Origin of the sequence: Streptomyces endophyticus, assembly GCF_035798155.1 — a bacterium.
GTDB classification, from domain to species: Bacteria; Actinomycetota; Actinomycetes; order Streptomycetales; family Streptomycetaceae; genus Streptomyces; species Streptomyces endophyticus.
This window is the reverse complement of sequence record NZ_JAOZYC010000152.1, coordinates 1-21372: the sequence shown is the minus strand read 5'-3', so window position 1 is coordinate 21372 and position 21372 is coordinate 1. Positions and strand designations below refer to the sequence as shown.

Annotated in this window: 16 protein-coding genes and 1 pseudogene; 9 read left to right on the top strand and 8 right to left on the bottom strand. The window is 70.9% G+C overall.

Annotation, left to right across the window (positions count from 1 at the left end; genetic code table 11):
• Positions 1-17 precede the first annotated feature (17 nt).
• A complete protein-coding gene (locus OKJ99_RS30710; RefSeq protein ID WP_326021206.1) occupies positions 18-320 on the bottom strand; it encodes a 4a-hydroxytetrahydrobiopterin dehydratase in 303 nt (100 codons plus the stop codon).
• A 346-nt stretch (positions 321-666) separates the two neighbouring features.
• Between OKJ99_RS30710 and OKJ99_RS30705 the strand changes: the two genes are divergently transcribed.
• The 6 genes from OKJ99_RS30705 (at position 667) to OKJ99_RS30680 (ending at position 9921) form a co-directional block, all read left to right on the top strand.
• On the top strand, positions 667-2307 hold the full coding sequence (locus tag OKJ99_RS30705) for a transposase (protein WP_326021236.1): 1641 nt from the start codon (positions 667-669) through the stop codon (positions 2305-2307).
• Between the two features lie 123 nt (positions 2308-2430).
• Complete coding sequence (locus OKJ99_RS30700) at positions 2431-6117, top strand: nitrate reductase subunit alpha (protein ID WP_326021205.1); 3687 nt, start codon at positions 2431-2433, stop codon at positions 6115-6117.
• Positions 6117-7730: a nitrate reductase subunit beta gene (gene narH / locus OKJ99_RS30695; protein ID WP_326021204.1), complete on the top strand. Its 1614-nt coding sequence runs from the start codon at positions 6117-6119 to the stop codon at positions 7728-7730. Before OKJ99_RS30700 ends, narH begins: the two co-directional genes overlap by 1 nt.
• On the top strand, positions 7730-8317 hold the full coding sequence (narJ, locus tag OKJ99_RS30690) for a nitrate reductase molybdenum cofactor assembly chaperone (RefSeq protein ID WP_326021203.1): 588 nt from the start codon (positions 7730-7732) through the stop codon (positions 8315-8317). Before narH ends, narJ begins: the two co-directional genes overlap by 1 nt.
• Positions 8314-9036 (top strand): respiratory nitrate reductase subunit gamma, encoded by a 723-nt coding sequence (gene narI, locus OKJ99_RS30685; RefSeq protein ID WP_326021202.1) that lies wholly within the window; start codon positions 8314-8316, stop codon positions 9034-9036. Before narJ ends, narI begins: the two co-directional genes overlap by 4 nt.
• 21 nt (positions 9037-9057) lie before the next feature.
• Entirely contained in the window at positions 9058-9921 is an 864-nt protein-coding gene (locus OKJ99_RS30680; protein ID WP_326021201.1) for a helix-turn-helix domain-containing protein, read from the top strand.
• A gap of 52 nt (positions 9922-9973) precedes the next feature.
• On the opposite strand, the gene dnaK is transcribed toward OKJ99_RS30680, so the two are convergent.
• Both dnaK and OKJ99_RS30670 read right to left on the bottom strand, forming a co-directional pair.
• Positions 9974-11839, bottom strand: coding sequence for a molecular chaperone DnaK (dnaK, locus tag OKJ99_RS30675; protein WP_326021200.1), 1866 nt, complete (start codon positions 11837-11839; stop codon positions 9974-9976).
• Positions 11840-11933: 94 nt separating this feature from the next.
• A complete protein-coding gene (locus OKJ99_RS30670) occupies positions 11934-12362 on the bottom strand; it encodes an OsmC family protein (protein WP_266715470.1) in 429 nt (142 codons plus the stop codon).
• 240 nt (positions 12363-12602) lie between these two features.
• Here OKJ99_RS30670 and OKJ99_RS30665 point away from each other — a divergent pair, with 240 nt between their 5' ends.
• Positions 12603-14240 carry a DUF6345 domain-containing protein gene (locus OKJ99_RS30665; RefSeq protein WP_326021199.1) on the top strand — a complete coding sequence of 546 codons (1638 nt, stop codon included), beginning with the start codon at positions 12603-12605 and terminating at the stop codon, positions 14238-14240.
• Positions 14241-14255: 15 nt separating this feature from the next.
• Here the strand turns inward: OKJ99_RS30665 and OKJ99_RS30660 are convergent, their stop codons facing one another.
• The 3 genes from OKJ99_RS30660 to OKJ99_RS30650 form a co-directional block, all read right to left on the bottom strand.
• The gene (locus OKJ99_RS30660) at positions 14256-15650 is read right to left on the bottom strand and encodes an amino acid permease (RefSeq protein ID WP_326021198.1); all 1395 of its coding nucleotides are present in this window, start codon (positions 15648-15650) and stop codon (positions 14256-14258) included.
• A gap of 90 nt (positions 15651-15740) precedes the next feature.
• Positions 15741-17825, bottom strand: a complete 2085-nt coding sequence (locus OKJ99_RS30655) for an alkaline phosphatase family protein (protein ID WP_407700798.1) — start codon at positions 17823-17825, stop codon at positions 15741-15743.
• A gap of 209 nt (positions 17826-18034) precedes the next feature.
• Positions 18035-18460, bottom strand: coding sequence for a hypothetical protein (locus OKJ99_RS30650; protein WP_326021196.1), 426 nt, complete (start codon positions 18458-18460; stop codon positions 18035-18037).
• Positions 18461-18549: 89 nt separating this feature from the next.
• On the opposite strand from OKJ99_RS30650, the gene OKJ99_RS30645 reads away from it, so the two are divergent.
• Both OKJ99_RS30645 and OKJ99_RS30640 read left to right on the top strand, forming a co-directional pair.
• Complete coding sequence (locus OKJ99_RS30645; protein WP_326021195.1) at positions 18550-19323, top strand: MBL fold metallo-hydrolase; 774 nt, start codon at positions 18550-18552, stop codon at positions 19321-19323.
• Positions 19324-19360: 37 nt separating this feature from the next.
• Positions 19361-19990 carry a DedA family protein gene (locus tag OKJ99_RS30640; protein WP_326021235.1) on the top strand — a complete coding sequence of 210 codons (630 nt, stop codon included), beginning with the start codon at positions 19361-19363 and terminating at the stop codon, positions 19988-19990.
• Here the strand turns inward: OKJ99_RS30640 and OKJ99_RS30635 are convergent.
• Both OKJ99_RS30635 and OKJ99_RS30630 read right to left on the bottom strand, forming a co-directional pair.
• Complete coding sequence (locus OKJ99_RS30635) at positions 19970-21025, bottom strand: MBL fold metallo-hydrolase (RefSeq protein WP_326021194.1); 1056 nt, start codon at positions 21023-21025, stop codon at positions 19970-19972. The two genes, OKJ99_RS30640 and OKJ99_RS30635, sit on opposite strands and share 21 nt — an antisense overlap.
• Positions 21022-21372, bottom strand: a pseudogene (locus OKJ99_RS30630) (pyridoxal phosphate-dependent aminotransferase); the annotation flags it as partial. The gene OKJ99_RS30635 and the pseudogene OKJ99_RS30630, both read right to left, overlap by 4 nt.

Below are 21372 nucleotides of genomic sequence, written 5' to 3'. Positions count from 1 at the left end.
TCGTCCCAGGGCGGGGCTTACGTGGTGTGCGCCGCCGCCAGCTTCTCCACCCGTTCCGCCAGCGTGAAGTCCTTCGCCGTCAGGGCGCCGCCCGCGTCGTGGGTGTTCACGGCGAGGGTCACCGTGTTGTAGCCGAGCGTCAGGTTCGAGTGGTGGTTCAGGTCCTCCTGGGTCTGGGCGATGTGCATCACCAGCGCCGCCGCCGCGAAGTGCGAGCCCAGGCGGTACGTGCGCGTGAGCGCGTCGTCCTCCACGGACCAGCCCGGCAGTTCGGCGAGGCGGTCCTCGATGTCCTTCTGGGAGAGCGGTTCAGTAGGCATGCCTCCAGCGTGCCACCGGATCCGGCTACGGTCTCCTCTTCACTGCCGCGGCACGCGAGAACAGGTCGGAGGCGAGATGGGGATCCCCCTTCGTCTTCTGTTCGGTGACGCCACCCTGCCCGTGCCCGGGTGGCGGGTCGATGACGTCCGGGGTTCCAACTGCTCGATCCTGTGAGCGGTCCGGTGCGCAGGAGTGTGCGGGAGTGAGTGTGTGGGTGTGCTCGGTCGGGAGGGGAGGGGAGGGGAGGGGAGGGGAACGAAGGTTTGTGGGCCGAATGGGTGACCTGGTGGGTTCGTGGTCGTTGAGCGGGGTGGCCGGGATGGTCCCGGGCTCGGCGGTCAGGAGGTGGGTGGGGTGCGGGAGTTGGCGGCGTCGTTCGTAGTCCCGCCCGCGGCGGGGGTGGCGGTCCGGGACCGGCTCAAGCGGCTGAGCGAGCGGGACGTGGAGGTGCTGCGCCGGGTCGGGGACCATCTCGGGGCGCTGGCCGGGCGGGACCTGAGGGCGCGGTGCGCGGCCGGGCCCGGGCATGACGCGGCCGGGTGGGCGGCGCGGAAGCGGGCGGTCACGGCGGCGTCGTCGTCGCGGTGGGCGGGCGCCATCACCAAGGCCTCGCATGATCAGTGGGGATTGGCGCGGCGCGGGCAGCTCGCGCTGGTGCGTTCGCTGGAGGCGGGGATCGCGGTGCTGGCGTACCGGCTCGCGCTGCCGCTGGGGGCCCGAGGCGCGCAGGGCAAGCCGGGCGGATATCGCTCGCGCCGCGAGTGGCACGCCAAGTCCCGCCGCCTGGAGATCCTCAAGGCCCGTCTGGAGCAGGTGCGTGCGGCCTGGCAGAGCGGTCAAGTGGCCGTGGTGCGCGGCGGCAGAAGGCTGCTGAACACCCGCCACCACCTGGCGGCGGCCAGCCTGGACGAGGCGGCGTGGCGGCAGCGGTGGCGGGCCGGGCGCCGGTTCCTGCAGGCGGACGGCGAGTCGGGCAAGAAGTTCGGCAACGAGACCATCCGCGTCGCCCCGGACGGCGAGGTGTCGGTGAAACTCCCGGCCCCGCTCGCCCACCTGGCGAACGCCCCGCATGGCCGCTATGTGCTCGGCGCCCGGGTCGCCTTCGCTCACCGCGGCGAGCAGTGGCGCGACCGGGTGGAGGCGCATCGGGCGGTCGCCTACCGCATCCACGAGGACACGGCACGCGGACGCTGGTATCTGACCGCGTCGTGGACCACCCCCGCCCCCGTCGTGCTGCCGCTGGCGGCGGTGCGCGCGCACGGGCTGGTCGGCGTGGACATGAACGCCGATCACCTGGCCGCCTGGCGCCTCGATGCGCACGGCAACCCCCTCGGCGCCCCGCGCCGCTTCGGCTACGACCTGACCGGACCCGCCGCCCACCGCGACGCACAGGTCCGCCACGCCCTGATCCGGCTGCTGCACTGGGCCAAGCGGCATCACCTCGCCGTCGCGGTCGAGGACCTGGACTTCACCGACTCCAGGAGCCGGGAGAAACACGGCCGCAAGAAACGCTTCCGGCAGCTGATTTCCGGGATGCCCACCGGCCGGCTGCGGGCTCGCCTCGTCTCCATGGCCACCACCCTCGGCATCGCACTGGTCGCGGTCGATCCCGCCTACACCTCCAAGTGGGGCGCCCAGCACTGGCAGAAACCCCTCACCAACCAGAAACGGAAGGCGACGCGTCACGAGGCCGCGGCCGTCGCCATCGGCAGACGCGCCCTGGGGCATCCGATCCGGCGACGGACGGCACCGCCCCCGCACGACCAGAGTGATCGTGCGGGGCATCGGACCGTCCAGGCCGCACCGGAGACCCCGGGGCGTGAGGGACACCGCCCTCCCATCCCGGGATCCCGCACGGGATGCGGGCCACCCGGACACGGGGCGAACGCGGTGGACCAGAACACCCAAGACCGTTCGGGGTGTTCGGCAGAGCGCGACCACGAGCCCTGGCCACAGCGCCAGGACTCACCCCCGCTCAGTCTCTAGGAACGGTAATGGCCGAAGCCGTACGCAAGGCCCCCCGCCCCCTCCTCGTACGGCCTTGGCCGAGATGTGCCTTGGATGCAACGCCATTAGCGTGCCCAGAACGGGATATCGAGGGAGCTAACGGTGACGGACACGACGCGCACCCCGACCGAGCCGGACGCCGCGCTGCTGCGCGCGGGGCGGTTCTTCCGGCGGGGGACGGCGGCGCCTGACCTGCACAGCGTGCAGATCAAGGGCGGCCGGGACGGGGACGTCTTCTATCGGGACCGCTGGAGCCACGACAAGGTCGTGAACTCCACGCACGGCGTGAACTGCACCGGCTCGTGCCGGTGGAAGGTGTACGTCAAGGACGGCATCATCACGTGGGAGACCCAGCAGACGGACTATCCGAGCGTGGGTCCCGACCGGCCGGAGTACGAGCCACGCGGCTGCCCGCGCGGCGCCGCGTTCTCCTGGTACACGTACTCGCCGACCCGTGTGCGCTACCCGTACATCCGCGGCGTGCTCGTGGAGATGTACCGGGAGGCGAAGGCGCGGCTGCACGACCCGGTGCTCGCGTGGGCCGACATCCAGGCCGACCCCGAGCGCCGCCGGAGGTACCAGCAGGCCCGCGGCAAGGGCGGTCTGGTGCGGGCCACCTGGGACGAGGCGGTGGAGATCATCGCCGCGGCGCATGTGCACACCATCAAGACGTACGGCCCGGACCGTATCGCCGGCTTCTCCCCCATTCCCGCCATGTCGATGGTGTCGCACGCCGCCGGGGCCCGGTTCCACTCGCTGATCGGCGCCCCGATGCTGTCGTTCTACGACTGGTACGCGGACCTGCCGGTGGCCTCGCCGCAGGTGTTCGGCGACCAGACCGACGTGCCCGAGTCGGGTGACTGGTGGGACGCCGCGTATCTGATGATGTGGGGCTCCAATGTGCCGGTGACGCGGACGCCCGACGCGCACTGGATGGCCGAGGCGCGCTACCGCGGCCAGAAGGTCGTGGTCGTCGCGCCCGACTACGCGGACAACGCGAAGTTCGCCGACGAGTGGCTGCACCCGCACCCGGGGACCGACGGCGCCCTCGCACTCGCCATGGGGCATGTGATCCTCAAGGAGTTCTTCGTCGACCGGCAGACGCCGTTCTTCACGGACTACGTCAAGAAGTTCACCGACCTGCCGTTCCTGGTGACCCTTGAGGAGCGGGACGGCGCGTACGTACCGTCGAAGTTCCTGCGCGCCACCGATCTCGGTCAGGGCGGCGAGGGCGCCGAGTGGAAGACCGCGGTGCTCGACGAGGCGACGGGCCAGCCGGTCGTTCCGAACGGGTCGCTGGGCTTTCGCTGGACCGAGTCAGGCAAGGGCAAGTGGAACCTCGAACTGGGCAATATCCAGCCGACGTTGAGCCTGCACGGATCGGACGTGGCGGGCGGCGTCGAGGTGCTGCTTCCCCGCTTCGACACCGACGGCGGCACGCACGGGCAGGGCCGCGGCGAGGTCGTGCGGCGCGGCGTGCCGGCGACCCGGCTCGGCGGGCAGCAAGGCCCGCTCGTGACGACCGTGTTCGACCTGCTGCTCGCGCAGTACGGCGTCGGGCGCGAGGGCCTGCCCGGCCAGTGGCCCACCTCGTACGACGACACGGAGACGCCCGGCACCCCGGCCTGGCAGGAGATCCACACCTCCGTACCGGCCGCCAAGTGCGTAAAGATCGCGCGGGAGTTCGCGCAGACCGCCGAGAAGTCGCGCGGGCGCTGCATGATCCTGATGGGCGCCGGCACGAACCACTGGTTCCACTCCGAGACCACCTACCGGGGCTTTCTGTCGCTGCTCCAACTCACCGGCTGCCAGGGCAGGAACGGCGGCGGCTGGGCGCACTACGTGGGTCAGGAGAAGTGCCGCCCGGTCACCGGCTGGGCCTCGCTCGCCTCCGCCAACGACTGGTCGCGGCCGCCGCGCCAGATGATCGGTACTGGGTTCTTCTTCCTCAACACCGACCAGTGGCGCTACGACAGGTTCAGCGCCGACGTCCTCGCGTCCCCGCTCGGCAAGGGCGCCTTCGAGGGCATGACGGGCGCCGATGTGCTGTCCCTGTCGGCGCGTTCGGGCTGGATGCCCTCGTATCCGACGTTCGACCGCAGCTCGCTCGCGCTCGGTGAGCAGTCCGTGGAGGACACCGTCGCCGAACTCAGGGCGGGCTCGCTGAAGTTCGCGTGCGAGGACCCGGACGCGCCGGAGAACTGGCCGCGCGTGATGACCCTGTGGCGGGCGAACCTGCTGGGCTCGTCCGCGAAGGGCGCCGAGTACTTCACCAAGCACCTGCTCGGCACGCACTCCTCGCTGCGGGCCGAGGAGGCCTCCCTCGAGGAGCGCCCCACGACGGTGACCTGGCACGACGAGGCCCCCGAAGGCAAGATCGACCTGCTCACGTCCCTCGACTTCCGGCAGACGTCCTCCACCCTGCTCTCGGACGTCGTGCTGCCCGCCGCGACCTGGTACGAGAAGCACGACATCGCCTCGACGGACATGCACCCCTTCGTGCACTCCTTCACCCCTGCCGTGGACCCGCCGTGGCAGGCGCGCAGCGACTTCGACACGTTCAAGGCGCTCGCCCACAAGCTCAGCGAGCTGTCGGCCCGGCACCTGGGGGTGCGCAAGGACCTGGTGGCGACGCCGCTCCAGCACGACACCCCCGGTGAGATCGCGCAGCCCGGCGGCGTCGTCCTGGACTGGCGCAAGGGCGAGTGCGAACCGGTGCCCGGCAAGACGCTGCCGAACCTCACGGTGGTCGAGCGCGACTACACGGCGATCGGCGCCAAGTTCACGGCGCTCGGCCCGCTGGTGGAGCAGCTGGGCCTGCCCGCGAAGGGCATCGTGCTCAAGCCCGACCAGGAGGTCACGGAGCTGCGCGAGCGCAACGGCACGGTGCGCGGCGGACCCGCCGACGGCCGCCCCTCGCTCGACACGGCGGTCAAGGCGGCGAACACCATCCTCGCCCTGTCCGGCACCACCAACGGCCGCCTCGCCACTCAGGGCTTCCACACCCTTGAGGCCCGTACGGGCCAAGAGATGGCGCACCTGTCCGCCGAGCACGAGGGCAAGCGCGTCACGTACGCGGACACGCAGGCCGCGCCCGTCCCGGTGATCACCTCGCCGGAGTGGTCGGGCAGCGAGTCGGGCGGGCGCCGCTACACGGCGTTCACGCTCAACACCGAGCACCTCAAGCCGTGGCACACCCTGACGGGCCGCCAGCACTTCTTCATCGACCACGACTGGATGCACGAGCTGGGCGAGGCGATGCCGATCTACCGGCCGCCGCTCGACATGAACCGGCTGTTCGGCGAGCCACGGCTCGGTCCTGACGGGGAGAAGGAGGTGACGGTCCGTTACCTCACCCCGCACAACAAGTGGTCCATCCACTCCGAGTACCAGGACAACCTGTTCATGCTGGCGCTGTCCCGTGGCGGCCAGTCCATCTGGATGTCCCCGCAGGACGCCGATTCGATCGGCGTCAAGGACAACGACTGGATCGAGGCGGTGAACCGCAACGGCGTCGTCGTCGCCCGCGCGATCGTCTCCCACCGGATGCCGGCCGGCACGGTCTTCATGCACCACGCGCAGGAACGCACCGTCAACGTGCCGAAGGCGGAGGCGACCGGCAAGCGCGGAGGCATCCACAACTCGCTCACCCGGCTGATCCTCAAGCCGTCCCATCTCATCGGCGGCTACGCCCAGTTGAGCTGGGCGTTCAACTACCTCGGCCCGACGGGCAACCAGCGCGACGAGGTCACGGTCATCCGCCGCCGCTCCCAGGAGGTCCAGTACTGATGCGCATCATGGCTCAGGTCGCGATGGTCATGAACCTCGACAAGTGCATCGGCTGCCACACCTGCTCGGTCACCTGCAAGCAGGCGTGGACCAACCGCAACGGCATGGAGTACGTCTGGTTCAACAACGTCGAGACCCGCCCGGGGCAGGGCTATCCGCGCCGTTACGAGGACCAGGAGAAGTGGCGCGGCGGCTGGGAGCTGAACAAGAAGGGCGCCCTGAAGCTGAAGGCCGGCGGCCGGTTCAAGAAGCTCCTCGGCATCTTCTCCAACCCGAAGCTGCCGGAGATCAAGGACTACTACGAGCCCTGGACGTACGACTACAAGAACCTCACCGACGCCCCGCTCGGCGACGACTACCCGGTCGCGGAGCCCCGCTCGCTCATCAGCGGCAAGCCGATGAAGATCGAGTGGTCCTCGAACTGGGACGACAACCTGGGCGGGTCCTCCGAGTACGGCGACCTCGACCCGATGGTGGAGAAGACCCGCGAACAGGCCGCGGAGAAGGTCAAGTTCCAGTTCGAGCAGACCTTCATGTTCTATCTGCCGCGGATCTGCGAGCACTGCATCAACCCGTCGTGCGTCTCGTCCTGCCCCTCGGGCGCGATGTACAAGCGCGTCGAGGACGGCATCGTCCTCGTCGACCAGGACTCGTGCCGCGGCTGGCGGATGTGTGTCACCGGCTGCCCGTACAAGAAGGTGTACTTCAACCACCGCACCGGCAAGGCCGAGAAGTGCACGCTGTGCTACCCGCGCCTGGAGGTGGGCCTGCCGACGGTCTGCTCCGAGACCTGCGTGGGACGCCTGCGCTACCTCGGCGTGATCCTCTACGACGCAGACAAGGTGACGGAGGCCGCCTCCTCGCCCAATGAACACGACCTGTACGAAGAGCAGTTGGGCATCTTCCTCGACCCGGAGGACCCCGCGGTGCAGCGGGCCGCCGAGGAGGCGGGCATCCCGTACGACTGGATGGAGGCGGCGCGGCGCTCGCCCGTGCACGCGCTCATCAGCAAGTACAAGGTGGCGCTGCCGCTGCACCCGGAGTACCGGACGATGCCGATGGTCTGGTACATCCCGCCGCTCTCCCCCGTCGTCGACGCGCTCACCGAGACCGGGCACGACGGCGAGGACCACTCCAACCTGTTCGGCGCGATCGACACGCTGCGGATCCCGCTCGAGTACCTGGCGGAGATCTTCACGGCGGGCGATGTCGGCCCGGTCCGCGCGTCCCTGGAGAAGCTGGCCGCGATGCGCTCGCACATGCGGGCCATCAACCTCGGTGATCTGCCGGACAGTTCGATCGCCGAGTCGATCGGCATGTCGCCGGACGAGATCGAGGACATGTACAAGCTGCTCGCCATCGCCAAGTACGAGGACCGGTACGTGATCCCGACCGCGGCGGTCGGTGACGCGGAGCGCCTGGAGGAGTCCGCGCTGCCGTCGGACACCTGCTCGCTCGACCACGAGGGCGGGCCCGGCATGGGCGGCGAGGGCCCGTTCGGCGGCGACTCCGGGTCGACCGTCGCCGACGGCCGCAAGCTGCTGCCCGTCGTCTCCGTGGAGAACTTCCAGCTCAGCAAGGACCGCCAGACCGCCGACCAGGAGGAGAACTGATGACCGACCGGACCTCCCTGCTCCTCCAGGCGTCCGCGCTGTGTCTCACGTACCCCGACGAGGAGTTCTACGAGCGGCTGCCGCTGATCCGCGCGGCCGCCCCGCCGCTCGCGCCCTTCGTCGAGCACGCCGAGGCCACGCCGATGCAGGACCTGGCGGCCCACTACGTCCAGGTCTTCGACTTCAAGAACCGGCACAGCCTGTATCTGACGTGGTGGCGCGACGGTGACACCCGGCGGCGCGGCATGTCCCTGGTGCGGATGAAGGAGGTCTACCGGGAGCACGGCATGGAGTTCACCGGCGAGGAACTCCCGGACTTCCTGCCCGCCGTCCTCGAATTCTCCGCGCAGGAGGGCACGTTCCTGCTGGAGGAGAACCGTGCGGGCCTTGAGCTGCTGCGGTTCGCCCTGACCGATCACGGCACCCCGTACGCGACCGTCCTCAACGCCGTGTGCGCGGCGCTGCCGGGGCCCTCCCCCAAGGACCGGGCCGAGGCGCAGGCGCTCGCCCGCTCGGGCCCGCCCCAGGAGGACGTCGGCCTCGAACCCTTCGCACTCCCCCTCCTCGAGAAGGAGCACGCGCGGTGAACACAGCGCTCTTCGGCGTCCTGCCCTACGTGGCGTTCGTCCTGCTGATCGCCGGCACCATCTGGCGCTACCGCTACGACAAGTTCGGCTGGACGACGCGCTCGTCGCAGGTCTACGAGTCGAAGCTGCTCAACATCGCCTCGCCGATGTTCCACTACGGCATCCTCTTCGTGCTCGTGGGCCACATCGTCGGCCTGTTCATCCCGGAGTCGTGGACCGAGAAGGTCGGCGTCAGCGAGCACACGTACCACATGTTCTCGCTGATCGGCGGCACCTTCGCGGGGGTGCTCGCGCTCGCGGGCATCGCGATGCTGGTCTACCGGCGGCGCACCAAGGCCCCGGTGCTGCGCGCCACGACGCGCAACGACAAGGCCATGTACGTGTTCCTGCTCGGCGCGCTCGTCCTCGGCATGGTCGCCAAGCTCACCCACTCCGGCGGCAGCGGCTACGACTACCGGCAGACCATCGCCCCGTGGTCGCGCAGCCTGTTCACGCTGAGCCCCGATGTGGCGCTGATGGACGGGGTGCCCACGCTCTATCAGATTCACGCGGTAGTGGGCATGCTACTGATCGCACTGGTACCGTTCACCCGGCTCGTGCATATGTTCAGCGCGCCGGTGCAGTACCTGTTCCGCCCGTACGTCGTTTACCGCAGCCGCGACCCGCGGCGCCTCGGCGCACGTCCGGAACGTCGGGGGTGGGAGCGCACCGGCTCCTAGCTCCTGGGGGGACGTACCAAGGTGAGTGAACGTCGGCCCGCGCCCACCGTGGGCCAGGTCGTCCTCGGTCGCCGGCTGCGTGATCTGCGCGAGGCCCGCGGACTCAAGCGCGAGGAGGCGGCCCGGCCGCTGCGCGTGGCGAGCGCGACGATCCGCAGGATGGAGACCGCCGAGGTCGCGCTCAAGATCCCTTACGTACAGATGCTGTTGGAGCTGTACGAGGTGCCCGAGCGCGAGATCGAGGCCTTCGTGGCGCTCGCCGAGGACGCGAACCTGCCGGGCTGGTGGCAGCGGTTCCACGATGTGCTCCCCGACTGGTTCAGCCTGTACGTCAGCCTGGAGGGCGCGGCCTCGATGATCCGCGCCTACGAACCGCACTTCGTGCCCGGCCTGTTGCAGACCGAGGAGTACGCGCGGGCCGTCTTCGACGCCGGCACCGTGGGCCGCTCCCGGCCCGAGGAGGTCGACCGGCACATCGATCTGCGCATGGCCCGCCAGTCGCTGCTCGACCGGGAGGACTCGCCACACCTGTGGGTCGTCATGGACGAGACGGTGCTGCGGCGACCGCCCGGCGGCCCCCACGTGCTGCGCGGCCAGCTGGACCGGCTCATCGAGGCATCGCAACGCCCCAATGTGACGCTCCAGATCGCCGAGTTCGCGACGGGGCCGCACCCCGGCACGTTCGGCCCGTTCACCCTGTTCCGGTTCCCGGTCAGGGAGCTGCCGGACATGGTCTACAGCGAGTACGTGACCGGGGCCCTGTACCTGGACGCGCGGGACGAGGTCGGCATGCACCTGGAGGTCCTCGACCACCTGGTGGCACAGGCGGCCGGGGCCGCGCGGACGGTGGAGATCCTGAAGCAGGCCCGGGAGGCCCTCGGGTGAGGGCGGACCGGGCCCTGTCCGTCTAGCGCCTGTCCGTCTAGCGCCTGTCCGTCTAGGGCTTGTCGTCGTCGACGATCTCGGCGTCGACGACGTCGTCGTGGGCGTCCTTGTCCTTGGAGGGCTGCTCCCCCGACGGCTGCGCGTCCTCCTGGGACGACGAGGCCGCCTGGTACATCGCCTGCCCCATCCGCTGGCTCACCTCCGCGAGCCCCCGCGCACCCTCGCGCAGCTCCTGCGTGGACGACTCCTTGGACTCGAGTACCGTCTTCAACTCCCGTACGGAATCCTCCACTTCGGACCGGGTCCCGGCAGGTATCCGTTCCTCGTTGTCGCGCAGGAAGCGCTCCGTCTGGTACACGAGCTGCTCCGCCTCGTTGCGGACCTCGGCCGCCTCGCGGCGCGTGCGGTCCTCCTCGGCGTGCGCCTCGGCCTCCCGCATCATCCGGTCGATCTCGTCCTTGGGCAGCGCCGAGCCGCCGGTCACCGTCATCTTCTGCTCGCGCCCCGTGGCGAGGTCCTTGGCGCCGACGTGCATGATCCCGTTGGCGTCGATGTCGAAGGTGACCTCGATCTGCGGCACGCCGCGCGGCGCGGGCGGGAGGCCGGTGAGGTCGAAGACGCCCAGCTTCTTGTTGTAGGCGGCGATCTCCCGCTCGCCCTGGAAGACCTGGATGCCGACGGAGGGCTGGTTGTCGGCGGCGGTCGTGAAGGTCTCCGAACGGCGGGTGGGAATGGTGGTGTTGCGCTCGATGAGCTTGGTCATCACCCCGCCCTTGGTCTCGATGCCGAGCGACAGCGGGGTGACGTCGAGCAGCAGCACGTCCTTGACGTCGCCGCGGATCACACCGGCCTGGTACGTGGCGCCGACGGCGACGACCTCGTCCGGGTTGACGCCCTTGTGCGGGTCCTTCCCGGTGAGTTCCTTGACGAGGTCGGTGACGGCGGGCATGCGTGTGGACCCGCCGACCAGGATCACGTGGTCGATGTCCTTCAGCTCGACGCCCGCGTCCTTGACGGCCTGATGGAAGGGCTTCTTGCAGCGATCGAGCAAGTCGCCGGTGAGTTCCTGGAGTTGAGCGCGCGTCAGTTTCTCGTCGAGGTGCAGCGGCCCCTCGGCGGAGGCCGTGATGTAGGGCAGGTTGATGTTCGTCTCGCTGGACGAGGAGAGCTCGATCTTGGCCTTCTCTGCGCCCTCGCGGAGCCGCTGCACGGCCATCTTGTCGCCGGCGAGGTCGATGCCGTGGGCGTTCTTGAACTGGCGCGCGAGGTGGTCGACGATCCGCTGGTCCCAGTCGTCGCCGCCGAGTTGGGTGTCGCCGTTGGTGGCCTTGACCTCGATGACGCCCTCGCCCATCTCCAGGAGCGAGACGTCGAAGGTGCCACCGCCCAGGTCGAAGACGAGGACCGTCTGCTCGTCGCCCTTGTCGAGCCCGTACGCGAGGGCGGCGGCCGTCGGCTCGTTGACGATGCGCAGCACCTTCAGGCCCGCGATCTCGCCGGCCTCCTTGGTGGCCTGGCGCTGCGCGTCGTCGAAGTAGGCGGGCACGGTGACGACGGCGTCGGTGACGTCCTCGCCGAGGTACGACTCGGCGTCGCGCTTGAGTTTCTGCAGCACGCGGGCCGAGAGTTCCTGGGCGCTGTACCGGTGGCCGTCGATGTCCCCGGTGTCGGGGAAGTGCCAACTGCCGTCCCCCATATGCCGTTTGACGGAGCGCGCGGTGCGCTCGACGTTCGTCACGGCCTGCCGCTTGGCGACCTCGCCGACGAGCACCTCGGCGCTCGACGACCTGGCGAAGGCGACGATCGAGGGCGTGGTGCGCGCGCCCTCCGCGTTGGCGATGACGGTGGGTTCACCGCCCTCGAGCACGGCCACCACCGAGTTCGTCGTACCGAGATCGATACCGACCGCACGCCCCATGACGCGTCCCCTTTGCCGTTGCGTAGGCCCGCTCACGTCCGGATCCAGCACAGGGCGTGAGCGGTCCTACGTCAAGAGCACGGACGCTTGGTCCCTAGCCGCCCAGCTTGGCGGTGAGGGTGATCGTCGTGCCGGTGAGCGCCTGGCTCACGGGGCAGTTCTTCTTGGCGTCCTCAGCGGCGGCCTGGAAGCCCTGCTCGTCGAGGCCGGAAACCGTGCCCTCGACGGTGAGGTGGATGCCGGTGATGCCCTCGCCCGGCTGGAACGTCACGTCCGCGGAGGTGACCAGCTTGGTGGGCGGCGTGCCCGCGCCGGTCAGGCCGTTGGAGAGCGCCATGGAGAAGCACGAGGAGTGCGCGGCGGCGATCAGCTCCTCCGGGCTGGTCTTGCCGTTCGCCTCCTCGGCGCGGGACGGCCAGGACACCGGCTGCTGCCCGATGCCGGACGAGTCGAAGGTGACGGTGCCGTTGCCCTCGAACAGGTTGCCTTCCCACACGGTGTGTGCGGAGCGGGTCGTTGCCACGGGGGGTCCTTTCCGGGTTTGTAGGTGTACGTGTGCCGTTCCATACGACCACATCCGGGGTGGCGGGGTCTTGTTCACGGGGGGCGTGGTCGCGGTTGCGGGGCAGCGCCCCGAAGGCGCAACGCCGGGTGGGCTCTCCGCATGTGTGGCCGGAAAAGGTGCTGGGCAAAGGGGCGTGGCGGTGACACTTTGAGGCCTCCCGCCCAGGGGGGCTCAGGGGGCTTCGCAGGGGGTCTGACCATGCGCATGATCTACGCGGACCAGGGTCCGTCACCACTGGAGACCGGAAAGCCGGGCGCGACCGACCGGGATTCGACGTTCGGCTGGTGGGGTGCGTTCAGCATCCAGAAGTTCGTGAACCAGAACCCGCTCTCCCACACGCACGAGGACGCGACCGGCTGGCTCGCGTACCTCCAGCAGTTCTACGACCGAAACTTCTGGTTCGCCGACAGCGGCGTACAGGTGTGGGCGTACGAGGAGACGTACGACAACTGGCAGGACCGGTACGGCGTGGACGCCGTCGTCGCCGTCTACCACTCGGGGCACGGCGGCATGGACGGCAACGGCGTGTTCTTCGCGCCGCTCGGCGCCAAGTGGGACAACCGCTCGGACGCGATCTCCAACCGGATGGCGTTCGGCAACGAGAAGGCCAATTACGTGTTCTGGTCGACGTGCAACTCGCTGCGCGTCCTCGACGGGCACTCCCCCGTACGCACCTGGGCCGGGCCCAACCTCGGCTCCCGGATGATCTTCGGGTTCGAGACGACGAGCATCGACAGCCCGGACTACGGCAAGAAGTTCTGGGAGAAGTGGCGGGCCGGCCAGACGTTCTGCGACGCGTGGCTGAACGCGAGCTGGGACATCTACCACGGTCAGGCGCCGTCGGTGTGCGCCACCGGTTCGACCCAGGCGGAGGCGCAGAACCGGCTGAACTCCGAGCGCAATTTCTACCGGGACCACGTTCCGGACAACTGGTACGCGTGGCGCTGGTACTACGCGCGCCAGGGCCTGCGCGACCCGCTGACGCAGGCGCCGCAGAGCCCGCAGATCGTGCAGCTGGCGCCGCGCGACCCGAGCGAGGAGCTCACCGGTCTCGGCCGCCTCGCGCACTTCCCTTCGGCGGCGCTGCAAGAGGTGCAGGTCGAGCGACAGGGCGTGCTCAGCGCGAGCTCGGGCGACCGGTTCATCTCGACGGCGCCGCATGCGGTGCGGTGGGTGAAGCTCGCCGAGGGCAACCACCGCAACACGCGGCAGTTGTCGACCGAGCGCGCGGTCGAGATCGCGCAGCGGTTCGTGCAGGAACACAGCCAGGAGACGGAGGGCGTCGAGCTGGTCGTGGACAGCGTGCACGATCTGATGCAGAACAGCGGCAAGAAGGACGGTTCGCAGATCGGTGAGCCGGTGTCGCTTCAGACGCACGTCACGTTCCGGCAGGCCTTCGACGGCGTGCCGGTGATCACGCCGGGCCGCGGCGAGTTCCGCGTCGCGCTCGACAACGACGGCACGGTCGTCCAGGCGACCCTGTCGACGCGCACGCCCACCGGCGACACGCGCACGCCCTCCTCCGCGGTCGCGCCCCCGTCCGGCAAGGGCAAGGACGCGCTGGCCTCACCCGGCTCGCGCGACCCGCGGCAGGCGCTGGACGAGGCGCAGCAGCGGCGCATCGGCCACCTCACCGCGATGGCCGCGGACGGCGAACGGTCGGCGGCCGACATCGAGGCGCAGCTGGAGATCAGGGACGTACCCGGGTCTCTTGAGGTCGGTTACGAGATCGAGGGCAACGAGGCGTACCCGGCTGCCCGCAAGCTGATCGAGATCGGCTCGCGGGACAGCATGTTCAAGACACAGCGCTGGGTGGTCGCACCGATCGCCAGGTGACCGACGGGGGTCGGGTCAGTGGGTGGCGGTCCGCTTCTTGCGGGCCGCCATCCACGCGTAGACGAGGACGCCCACGAAGAGGAAGACGACGCCCTGGTAGACGGCCGCGTAGCCGGCGCCGCCGACCAGCCACATCGAGAAGCCGAACGCGGCGAGCGCGAGGGTCATGTCGCGCGCGAGGCGGCCCTTGCTCACCCGGTGGCCCTGGCCCGACAGCAGGAAGTAGATCTGCGCGGCCGTGGCGAGGAGGTACGGGACCGTCGCCGTGAACGTCGTGATGAGCACGAGGCTCTCGAAGACGCCCTCGGATCCCGCCGTGTAGTTGTAGATGGTCAGGAGCGAGGCGAGGGCGACTCCGACGAGCACGCCGAACGTCGGGACGCCGCGCTTCTTGCGGGCGAACGCGGCGGGGAACAGGCCGTCCTTCGCCGGGGCGTACGGCGCCTGCGCGGAGAGCAGCGTCCAGCCGTTGAGCGCGCCGAGGATCGAGACGACCGCGGCGATCGCGACCGCCGTGCCGCCCCAGGTGCCGCCGAACATCACGTTGACGGAGTCGGTCATCGGCGCGGTGGAGTCCACGAGCTTGTCGTGGGCGACGGTGCCGAAGACGGAGACCGTGCACAGCAGGTACACGAGCGCGGCGAGCCCGGTGCCGAGGACCGTGGCCCGGCCGACGTTGCGCTCCGGGTCGCGGACCTCGCCCGCGCTCATGGAGGCGGATTCGACGCCCAGGTAGCTGAAGAGCAGGATCGCGGCGGACGCCGAGATCGCGCCGACCGGGGAGTCCCCGCCCGTCTGGAACGGGCCGAGGTTGTCGGCGTCGAAGAAGAACAGGCCGCCGACCGCGACGAGCACCAGCGGCGCGAACTTCAGGACGGTGGAGACCAGTTGGACGGCGCCGACGTAGCGGGTGCCCGCGAGGTTGGCGAGCGCGGGCAGCCACTGGCAGGCGAGCGCCGCGACGATCGTCCAGAACGTCGAGCCGTGGATCGGCAGGAGCACGTTGAGGTACCCGACGGCGGCGACGGCGAGCGCCGCGTTCGACACCCACGAGGTGATCCAGTAGCTCCACGCGGCGAGGAACCCGGCGAAGTCGCCGAAGGCCTCACGGGCGTACACGTAGGGGCCGCCGGTCTGCGGATGCCGCTTCGCGAGCCGTCCGAAGACGAGCGCGAGGGCGATGGCGCCGACCGTCAGGACGCCGAAGGCGACCAGCGAGATCGTGCCGTACGGGGCCACGGAGGCGGGCAGCAGGAAGATGCCGCCGCCGATGATGTTGCCCATGACGAGGGCCGTCGCGACGGGAAGTCCGAACCTGCGGGCGTGCTTGCCGTCGCGGCCTTCCGCGTTCCGGTCGTCGTCCGCTGCCGGAGCCGTCTCGGGAGCGGGGGCAGTCCCGGTGTCGAGCATGGGGGGAAGTGCCTCTCGATTGTGCTGGGCCACCGCGGGATCGCCGGATGGCGGGGCCCATGGTCCGGTGGGCTCCCGCCGCGCTCCAAATCAGGCGGAATTGTCCTGCGGCTCGGGGGGCGTGGCCGCAAATGATGCACCGCCGGGCTCCCGCCGGAGGGAATTCTCCACGGGCCGCTCAAGGGGCTTCGTCGCAGGTGGGGCCAGGGACAGCGGCACGACCCGCATCGGGACCTGCGGTCCGTGCCCCTCGGTGAGCCAGCGGCGCAGCACCTGGTGCACCTGCTCGGCGCCGACCAGGACCTCGCCCGGTGGCACCGGCTCGGACAGCTCCGCGGGCGAGAGCAGGAACGGCCGGCTCTGGGCGCCGCCGAGCCCGCCGTGCGAGCCGATCTGCTCCTCGAACGCGAGCACCTCGCCGTCCACCGGGTCGTACATGGAGTTGACCATGATGTCGGCGGTGTGCGGGAAGGAGTCGGTGCGGCGCACGGCGTCGGCGGCGCCGGGACCGAAGTCGGCGAGCGGCCCCTCGCCGTCGGCGAGCTCGGCCAGCGGCACCGCCGCTCCTCGGGCCCCGAGCACGACCGCGCCGTGCTCCTCGCTGCGTACGAGGAGGAAGCCGATGCCGGGGTGGTTGGCGAGGGTCGGCAGCAGGGCGGGGTTGCGGGCGTCGATCTCCTCGCGGGTCATGCGGTGCGGGACGTCAGGGAAGGAGACGAGGCCGAGGTTGCCGGAGGCCAGCACGATCGGTTCGCTGCGCTTTCCCTTGCCCGCGGCCTCCTCGACGGGGCGGTGCAGCGCGGCCCGCACGGCGGCGCGGGCCTCGGCGCCGCTGCGGGTGCGCCGCGCCCTGCGTGGCACGGGCAGCCCGCAGCCCGCGCGCACGAGGTCCTGGAGGGTGAGCCCGTAGCGGCCGCGGAAGGTCTCGCCGGGGCTCTGCCCGTGGTCGGAGAGGACGACGATGCGGTACGGGCGCGGCGCGTGCTCGGCGACCTTGACGAGCAGCGCGAGCGAACGGTCGAGGCGTTCGAGCACCTTCTGCGCGTCGCGGCCGAACGGTCCCGAGTGGTGCGCCACCTCGTCGTACGCGACGAGGTCGGCGTAGACGGAACTGCGGCCCGCGAGCATGTCGCCGATGACGGCCGCGACGACGACGTCCCGCTCGACGACGGTCGCGAACGCGCGGATGAACGGGTACAGGCCGCCGCGCCCGATCCGCGGCCGCTGCTTGCACAGGCGGGCCCGGGTGGACTGCCCGATCTCGCGGCCGACCTCGGCGAGGAAGGACAGCGCGGTGCGGACGGCGTTGGCCGGGTCGGAGAAATAGGCGAAGTAGCCGGCCCGTGAGCGGTTCTGTTTGCCGCGCCGGGCGGCCACGGACAGGACGAGCGCGACCTGTTCCGCGCCGCCGCTGAACAGGTTGCCGCGGCTGGCGCCGTCGAGGGTGAGCAGTCCGCCGTCACCGGTGTGCGCGACGGCGCGGCGCTGGAGTTCGGCGGCGCTGGTGGGCCGGTTGGAGACCTGGGTCTCGCCGGTGTCCTTCTCGTACCAGCGGAAGGCCGGGACGTCGTAGTTGGAACCGTGCAGGATGCCGAGCTGGCTGGCGCCGGTCTGGCTCGACCAGTCGGTGCGCCACGGGGTGAGGTGGTGGCCGCCGTCGCGCAGCCACGAGCCGACCGTCGGCATGACGTCGTCACGCGCGGCGCGGCGCAGCACCTCGTGGCCGACGCCGTCGAGCTGGATGAAGACGGTGCCGGGGGTGGGCGGGCAGGTGGCGTCGGCGTCGGTGTCCCTGCGGCGCCTGCGGTCGGCGAGCCGGTACAGGCGCCTGCGGTACGCGTCGTCGTCCCGGACGGCCAGCGCACCACCGGCCGCCGACGCGACGGCCGACATCACCGCGGCCACGACGACCGCGGTCTCGGGTCCTGCCTCACCTCTGCCGTCCGGGATGAGGTGCAGCGCGATGAGCAGCAGGGCGCCGTTGAGGAAGAACACGACGAGGCCGAGGACGAGCGCGGGTACGAGCAGCAGGGCGCGTACGAGGACGGGCCAGACCAGGGCCGAGAGCAGGGCGAAGGCGGCGGCGCCGAGGGCGGCGGTGACGGCGACGCGGGTCATGCTGTCGCCGTCGTCGGACGTCAGCTTGAAGTCGGGCAGCAGGCCGGCGAGGACCATCATCGTCACGGTGCAGGCGGCCCATACCGTGGCCGATCGCCAGGCGGTGCTTCCGGCTCGCCGCCACCATCGGCCTCCGGCCACTTTTCGGCTCCCCTCATTTGGTCACGTGGGGGCAGGGTTTCATACCGTTTGCGCTCAGGCGGTGTTACGGCCTCGGGGCTCCGCCCCGGACCCCGCGCCTCAATCGCCGGCGGGGCTTGAAGTGGTCAACAGCCGTCGTAGCCTGCTGTTGGCATGGAGAGGCGGCGGTGGACGCGGGCCTTCATTTCCGCGTCGTACGCGGGTTCCACGAGGCCTGCCGTCTCCAGGCGGATGCCGCGCCGCTCGCACTCCGCGGAGAACGCGTCGACCGAGCGCAGGGCCGCGCGCAGGACCCGCTCGCAGGGGGCGACGAACACGTCGACAAGGCCCGCGTCGACGTCCGCCCACAGCACCTCGTGGTCGGGCCGGACCGAGTGGACGAGCAATTCACGGGTGACCACGTAGCCACGTTCGGCGGCCCAGCGCGCGCACATGGCGTGCTGGCTGCGCGAGTCCACCAGGAAGGGGTCGGCGTCCAGCTCCTCCAGCGGGATCAGGCTGGCGATCGCCGCGACCCGCACCGCATCGCCGCTCCCGTCGGATGCCCCCATGCGTCCCCCCTCACCACAGCTTTCGGCCCCGACCCTACTCCTGCACGTAGGCTCAAGGGAGTCGCCCGGAGGAGCACAAGGAGGAGCGCGTGCCGGTGGAGATCACCTGGTGGGGTCATGCCACCTGCACCGTCGAGGACGCAGGCACGCGCGTCCTCACGGATCCGCTCTTCGCGCGGCGCCTCGCACATCTGCGCCGTCGGCGCGGCGCGGCGCCTCCGCCGCGCGCGGCGGAGGCGGACGTCGTCCTCGTCTCCCACCTGCACGCCGACCATCTGCACGTGCCCTCGCTCGCCCGGCTCGCGCCCGGTACGCGGGTGCTCGTGCCGAAGGGCGCCCCGCGCGCCGTGCCCGCGCTGCGCAGGCTCAGCACGTTGAAGATCATCGAGGTGGAGGCGGGCGCGCGCGTCGAGGTCGGGAACGTGGCGATAGAGGCGGTACGCGCCGAGCACGACGGTCGCAGGCTCCCCGTCGGTCCGCATGTGGCCCCCGCGCTCGGCTACGTCGTGAGCGGCGAGGCCCGTACGTACTTCGCGGGTGACACCGGGCTGTTCGACGGCATGGCGGAGGCCGTGGGCGAGGTCGACGTGGCGCTGCTGCCGGTGGGCGGCTGGGGCCCGTACCTCGGGTCGGGGCATCTCAACGCCGACCGGGCCGCGGAGGCGCTCGCCCGGATCGCGCCGCGCAGCGCGGTGCCCGTGCACTACGGGACGTACTGGCCGATCGGCATGGACGCGGTGCGGCCGCACGAGTTCCACGCCCCGGGCGACGAGTTCGTCCGGCAGGCGGCGCTGCGCGCGCCCGGCGTGGCGGTGCACCGGCTGGACCAGGGCGAGACCGTACGACCCGAGGTGGCCGGATGAGACGGCCCGAAGCCCTTCGGCCGGGAGCGCGCCGGTGATGCTCTCCGCGGCGACCCAGGTGCCGCCCGAGACGACCCAACAGGCCGTCGGCTACCCCTCGTTGTTCCTGCTCGTCTTCCTCGGGGCGCTCGTCCCGGTCATTCCGACGGGCGCGCTCGTGAGTTCCGCGGCGGTCGTCGCGTTCCACCACGGCGCGCCGCTCACGCTGCTGTTCGTCTTCGCGGCGGCGGCGCTCGCCGCGTTCCTCGGCGACATCGTCCTGTACTGGCTGGGGCGGCGCGGCATGCGTTCCAAGAACGGGTCGAAGTGGCTGGAGGCGATCCGTTCCCGGGCTCCGGAGGAGCGGCTCGCGCAGGCGCAGGAGAAGCTCGACGATCACGGGGTGATGGTGCTCGTCCTGTCGCGGCTCGTGCCCGCCGGGCGGATCCCCGTGATGCTGGCCTGCCTGCTGGCGAGGATGCCGCTGCGGCAGTTCGCCCGCGGCGATGTCCCCGCCTGCCTCGCGTGGGCGGCGACGTACCAGGTCATCGGCATCCTCGGCGGGTCCCTCTTCCCGGAGCCGTGGCAGGGCGTCGTCGCGGCGATCGCGCTGACGGTGCTGATCAGCGCGGCGCCGGGCGTCTGGCGCAAGGTGCGGGGGCGGGAGTCAGGCGGTCAGCACGCGTGAGCCGCCCACCGGCACGTCCCACAGGGCCGTGCGCGGGAGGCCCGCCTTCTCCCAGGCAGCGCGGAGCCGGTGCAGCGGTTCGAGGACCGGCTCCGCCGACAGCAGGAACGTCGCCCAGTGCATCGGCGCCATCCGGCGCGCGCCCACGTCCTGCACCGCCCGCACCGCGTCCTCCGGGTCGCAGTGCACGTCCTTCAGCCACCAGCGCGGGTCGTACGCGCCGATCGGGAGCAGCGCCAGGTCGATGCCCGGGTAGCGGCGGCCGATCTGCGAGAACCAGTGGCCGTAGCCGGTGTCGCCCGCGAAGTAGATCCGCTGCCCCTCGGAGTCGGTGAGCACCCAGCCGCCCCACAGGGTGCGGCAGGTGTCGACGAGGCTGCGCTTGGACCAGTGGTGGGCCGGCACGAAGTCGAAGCGGACGCCCTTCAGCTCCGCCGCCTCCCACCAGTCCAACTCCGTGACCTGTGTGAAGCCGCGCCGCGTGAACCAGCGGGCGAGCCCCGCGGGAACGAGGACCGGGGTGTCGCGCGGGAGTCTTTTGACGGTCGGCCAGTCCAGGTGGTCGTAGTGGTTGTGGCTGATGACCACGGCATCGATGCGGGGCAGCGCGCTCCAGGCGACGCCCGCGGGGGTGACCCTGGCCGGGGTGCCGAGGATCTTGCGGGACCAGACGGGGTCGGTGAGGACCGTGAGGCCGCCGATCCGGACGATCCAGCTGGCGTGCCCGACCCAGGTGACGGCGGCCGTGCGGGCGTCGACCTGCGGCAGCGGGCCGGGCGCGAAGGGCAGCTTCGGGATGTCGGCCAGGCTCTCGGCGGGCGGCCGGAGCGCGCCCTCGCGGGCGAATCTGGCGAAGGCCCGCAGTCCCGGCAGCGGTGCGGTCAGCCGGTGGGCGAACGATTTGGGCCAGCGGCGCGGAACGTCCCGCGCTCCGGTGTCTCCCCCGCCGAGCGGCCGCGGCTCGACGAGGGGCGGTGGGGACGCGGTGGCATCGACCCGCTGTACGGCCGACGGTGCCTCGGACGCCTGCGTCATCGCTCGGTCTCCCATCCTTCGCCTTCCGGTTCCCCGCCGATGGCGCGGAGCGTGGACTCCACCATGGTCAACAGCCGTGCGACATGCGGCAATTCCAAGGGCTCCGGTGAGGTGAGGGACGCCCTGCGTTCCTCGGGGGTTGACCCGAGCAGCGGCCCCGTCGACAGGCGCGCCCGCAGCGCGCCCTGCTCGTCGCCGAAGCGGTGGCCGCCGGGGACCGGCATGCCGAGCCGGTTCCCGAGGAAGTCCTCCAGGTCCTGGGAGTCGCTGACGCCGAGCGCGGCGAGCCGCGGCCGCAGCTCCGCCAGGTCCATGTAGAGGTGCCGGCCGACGCGCGGCGGCCTGGC

What these genes read in the sequence shown, in the direction of transcription:
- OKJ99_RS30710 (WP_326021206.1), bottom strand. Translation starts at nt 320, where the DNA reads ATGCCTACTGAACCGCTCTCCCAGAAGGACATCGAGGACCGCCTCGCC.
- OKJ99_RS30650 (WP_326021196.1), bottom strand. Translation starts at nt 18,460, where the DNA reads ATGGGGGCATCCGACGGGAGCGGCGATGCGGTGCGGGTCGCGGCGATC.
- OKJ99_RS30655 (WP_407700798.1), bottom strand. Translation starts at nt 17,825, where the DNA reads ATGGTCCTCGCCGGCCTGCTGCCCGACTTCAAGCTGACGTCCGACGAC.
- narH (WP_326021204.1), top strand. Translation starts at nt 6,117, where the DNA reads ATGCGCATCATGGCTCAGGTCGCGATGGTCATGAACCTCGACAAGTGC.
- OKJ99_RS30640 (WP_326021235.1), top strand. Translation starts at nt 19,361, where the DNA reads ATGCTCTCCGCGGCGACCCAGGTGCCGCCCGAGACGACCCAACAGGCC.
- OKJ99_RS30660 (WP_326021198.1), bottom strand. Translation starts at nt 15,650, where the DNA reads ATGCTCGACACCGGGACTGCCCCCGCTCCCGAGACGGCTCCGGCAGCG.
- OKJ99_RS30635 (WP_326021194.1), bottom strand. Translation starts at nt 21,025, where the DNA reads ATGACGCAGGCGTCCGAGGCACCGTCGGCCGTACAGCGGGTCGATGCC.
- narJ (WP_326021203.1), top strand. Translation starts at nt 7,730, where the DNA reads ATGACCGACCGGACCTCCCTGCTCCTCCAGGCGTCCGCGCTGTGTCTC.
- OKJ99_RS30665 (WP_326021199.1), top strand. Translation starts at nt 12,603, where the DNA reads ATGCGCATGATCTACGCGGACCAGGGTCCGTCACCACTGGAGACCGGA.
- dnaK (WP_326021200.1), bottom strand. Translation starts at nt 11,839, where the DNA reads ATGGGGCGTGCGGTCGGTATCGATCTCGGTACGACGAACTCGGTGGTG.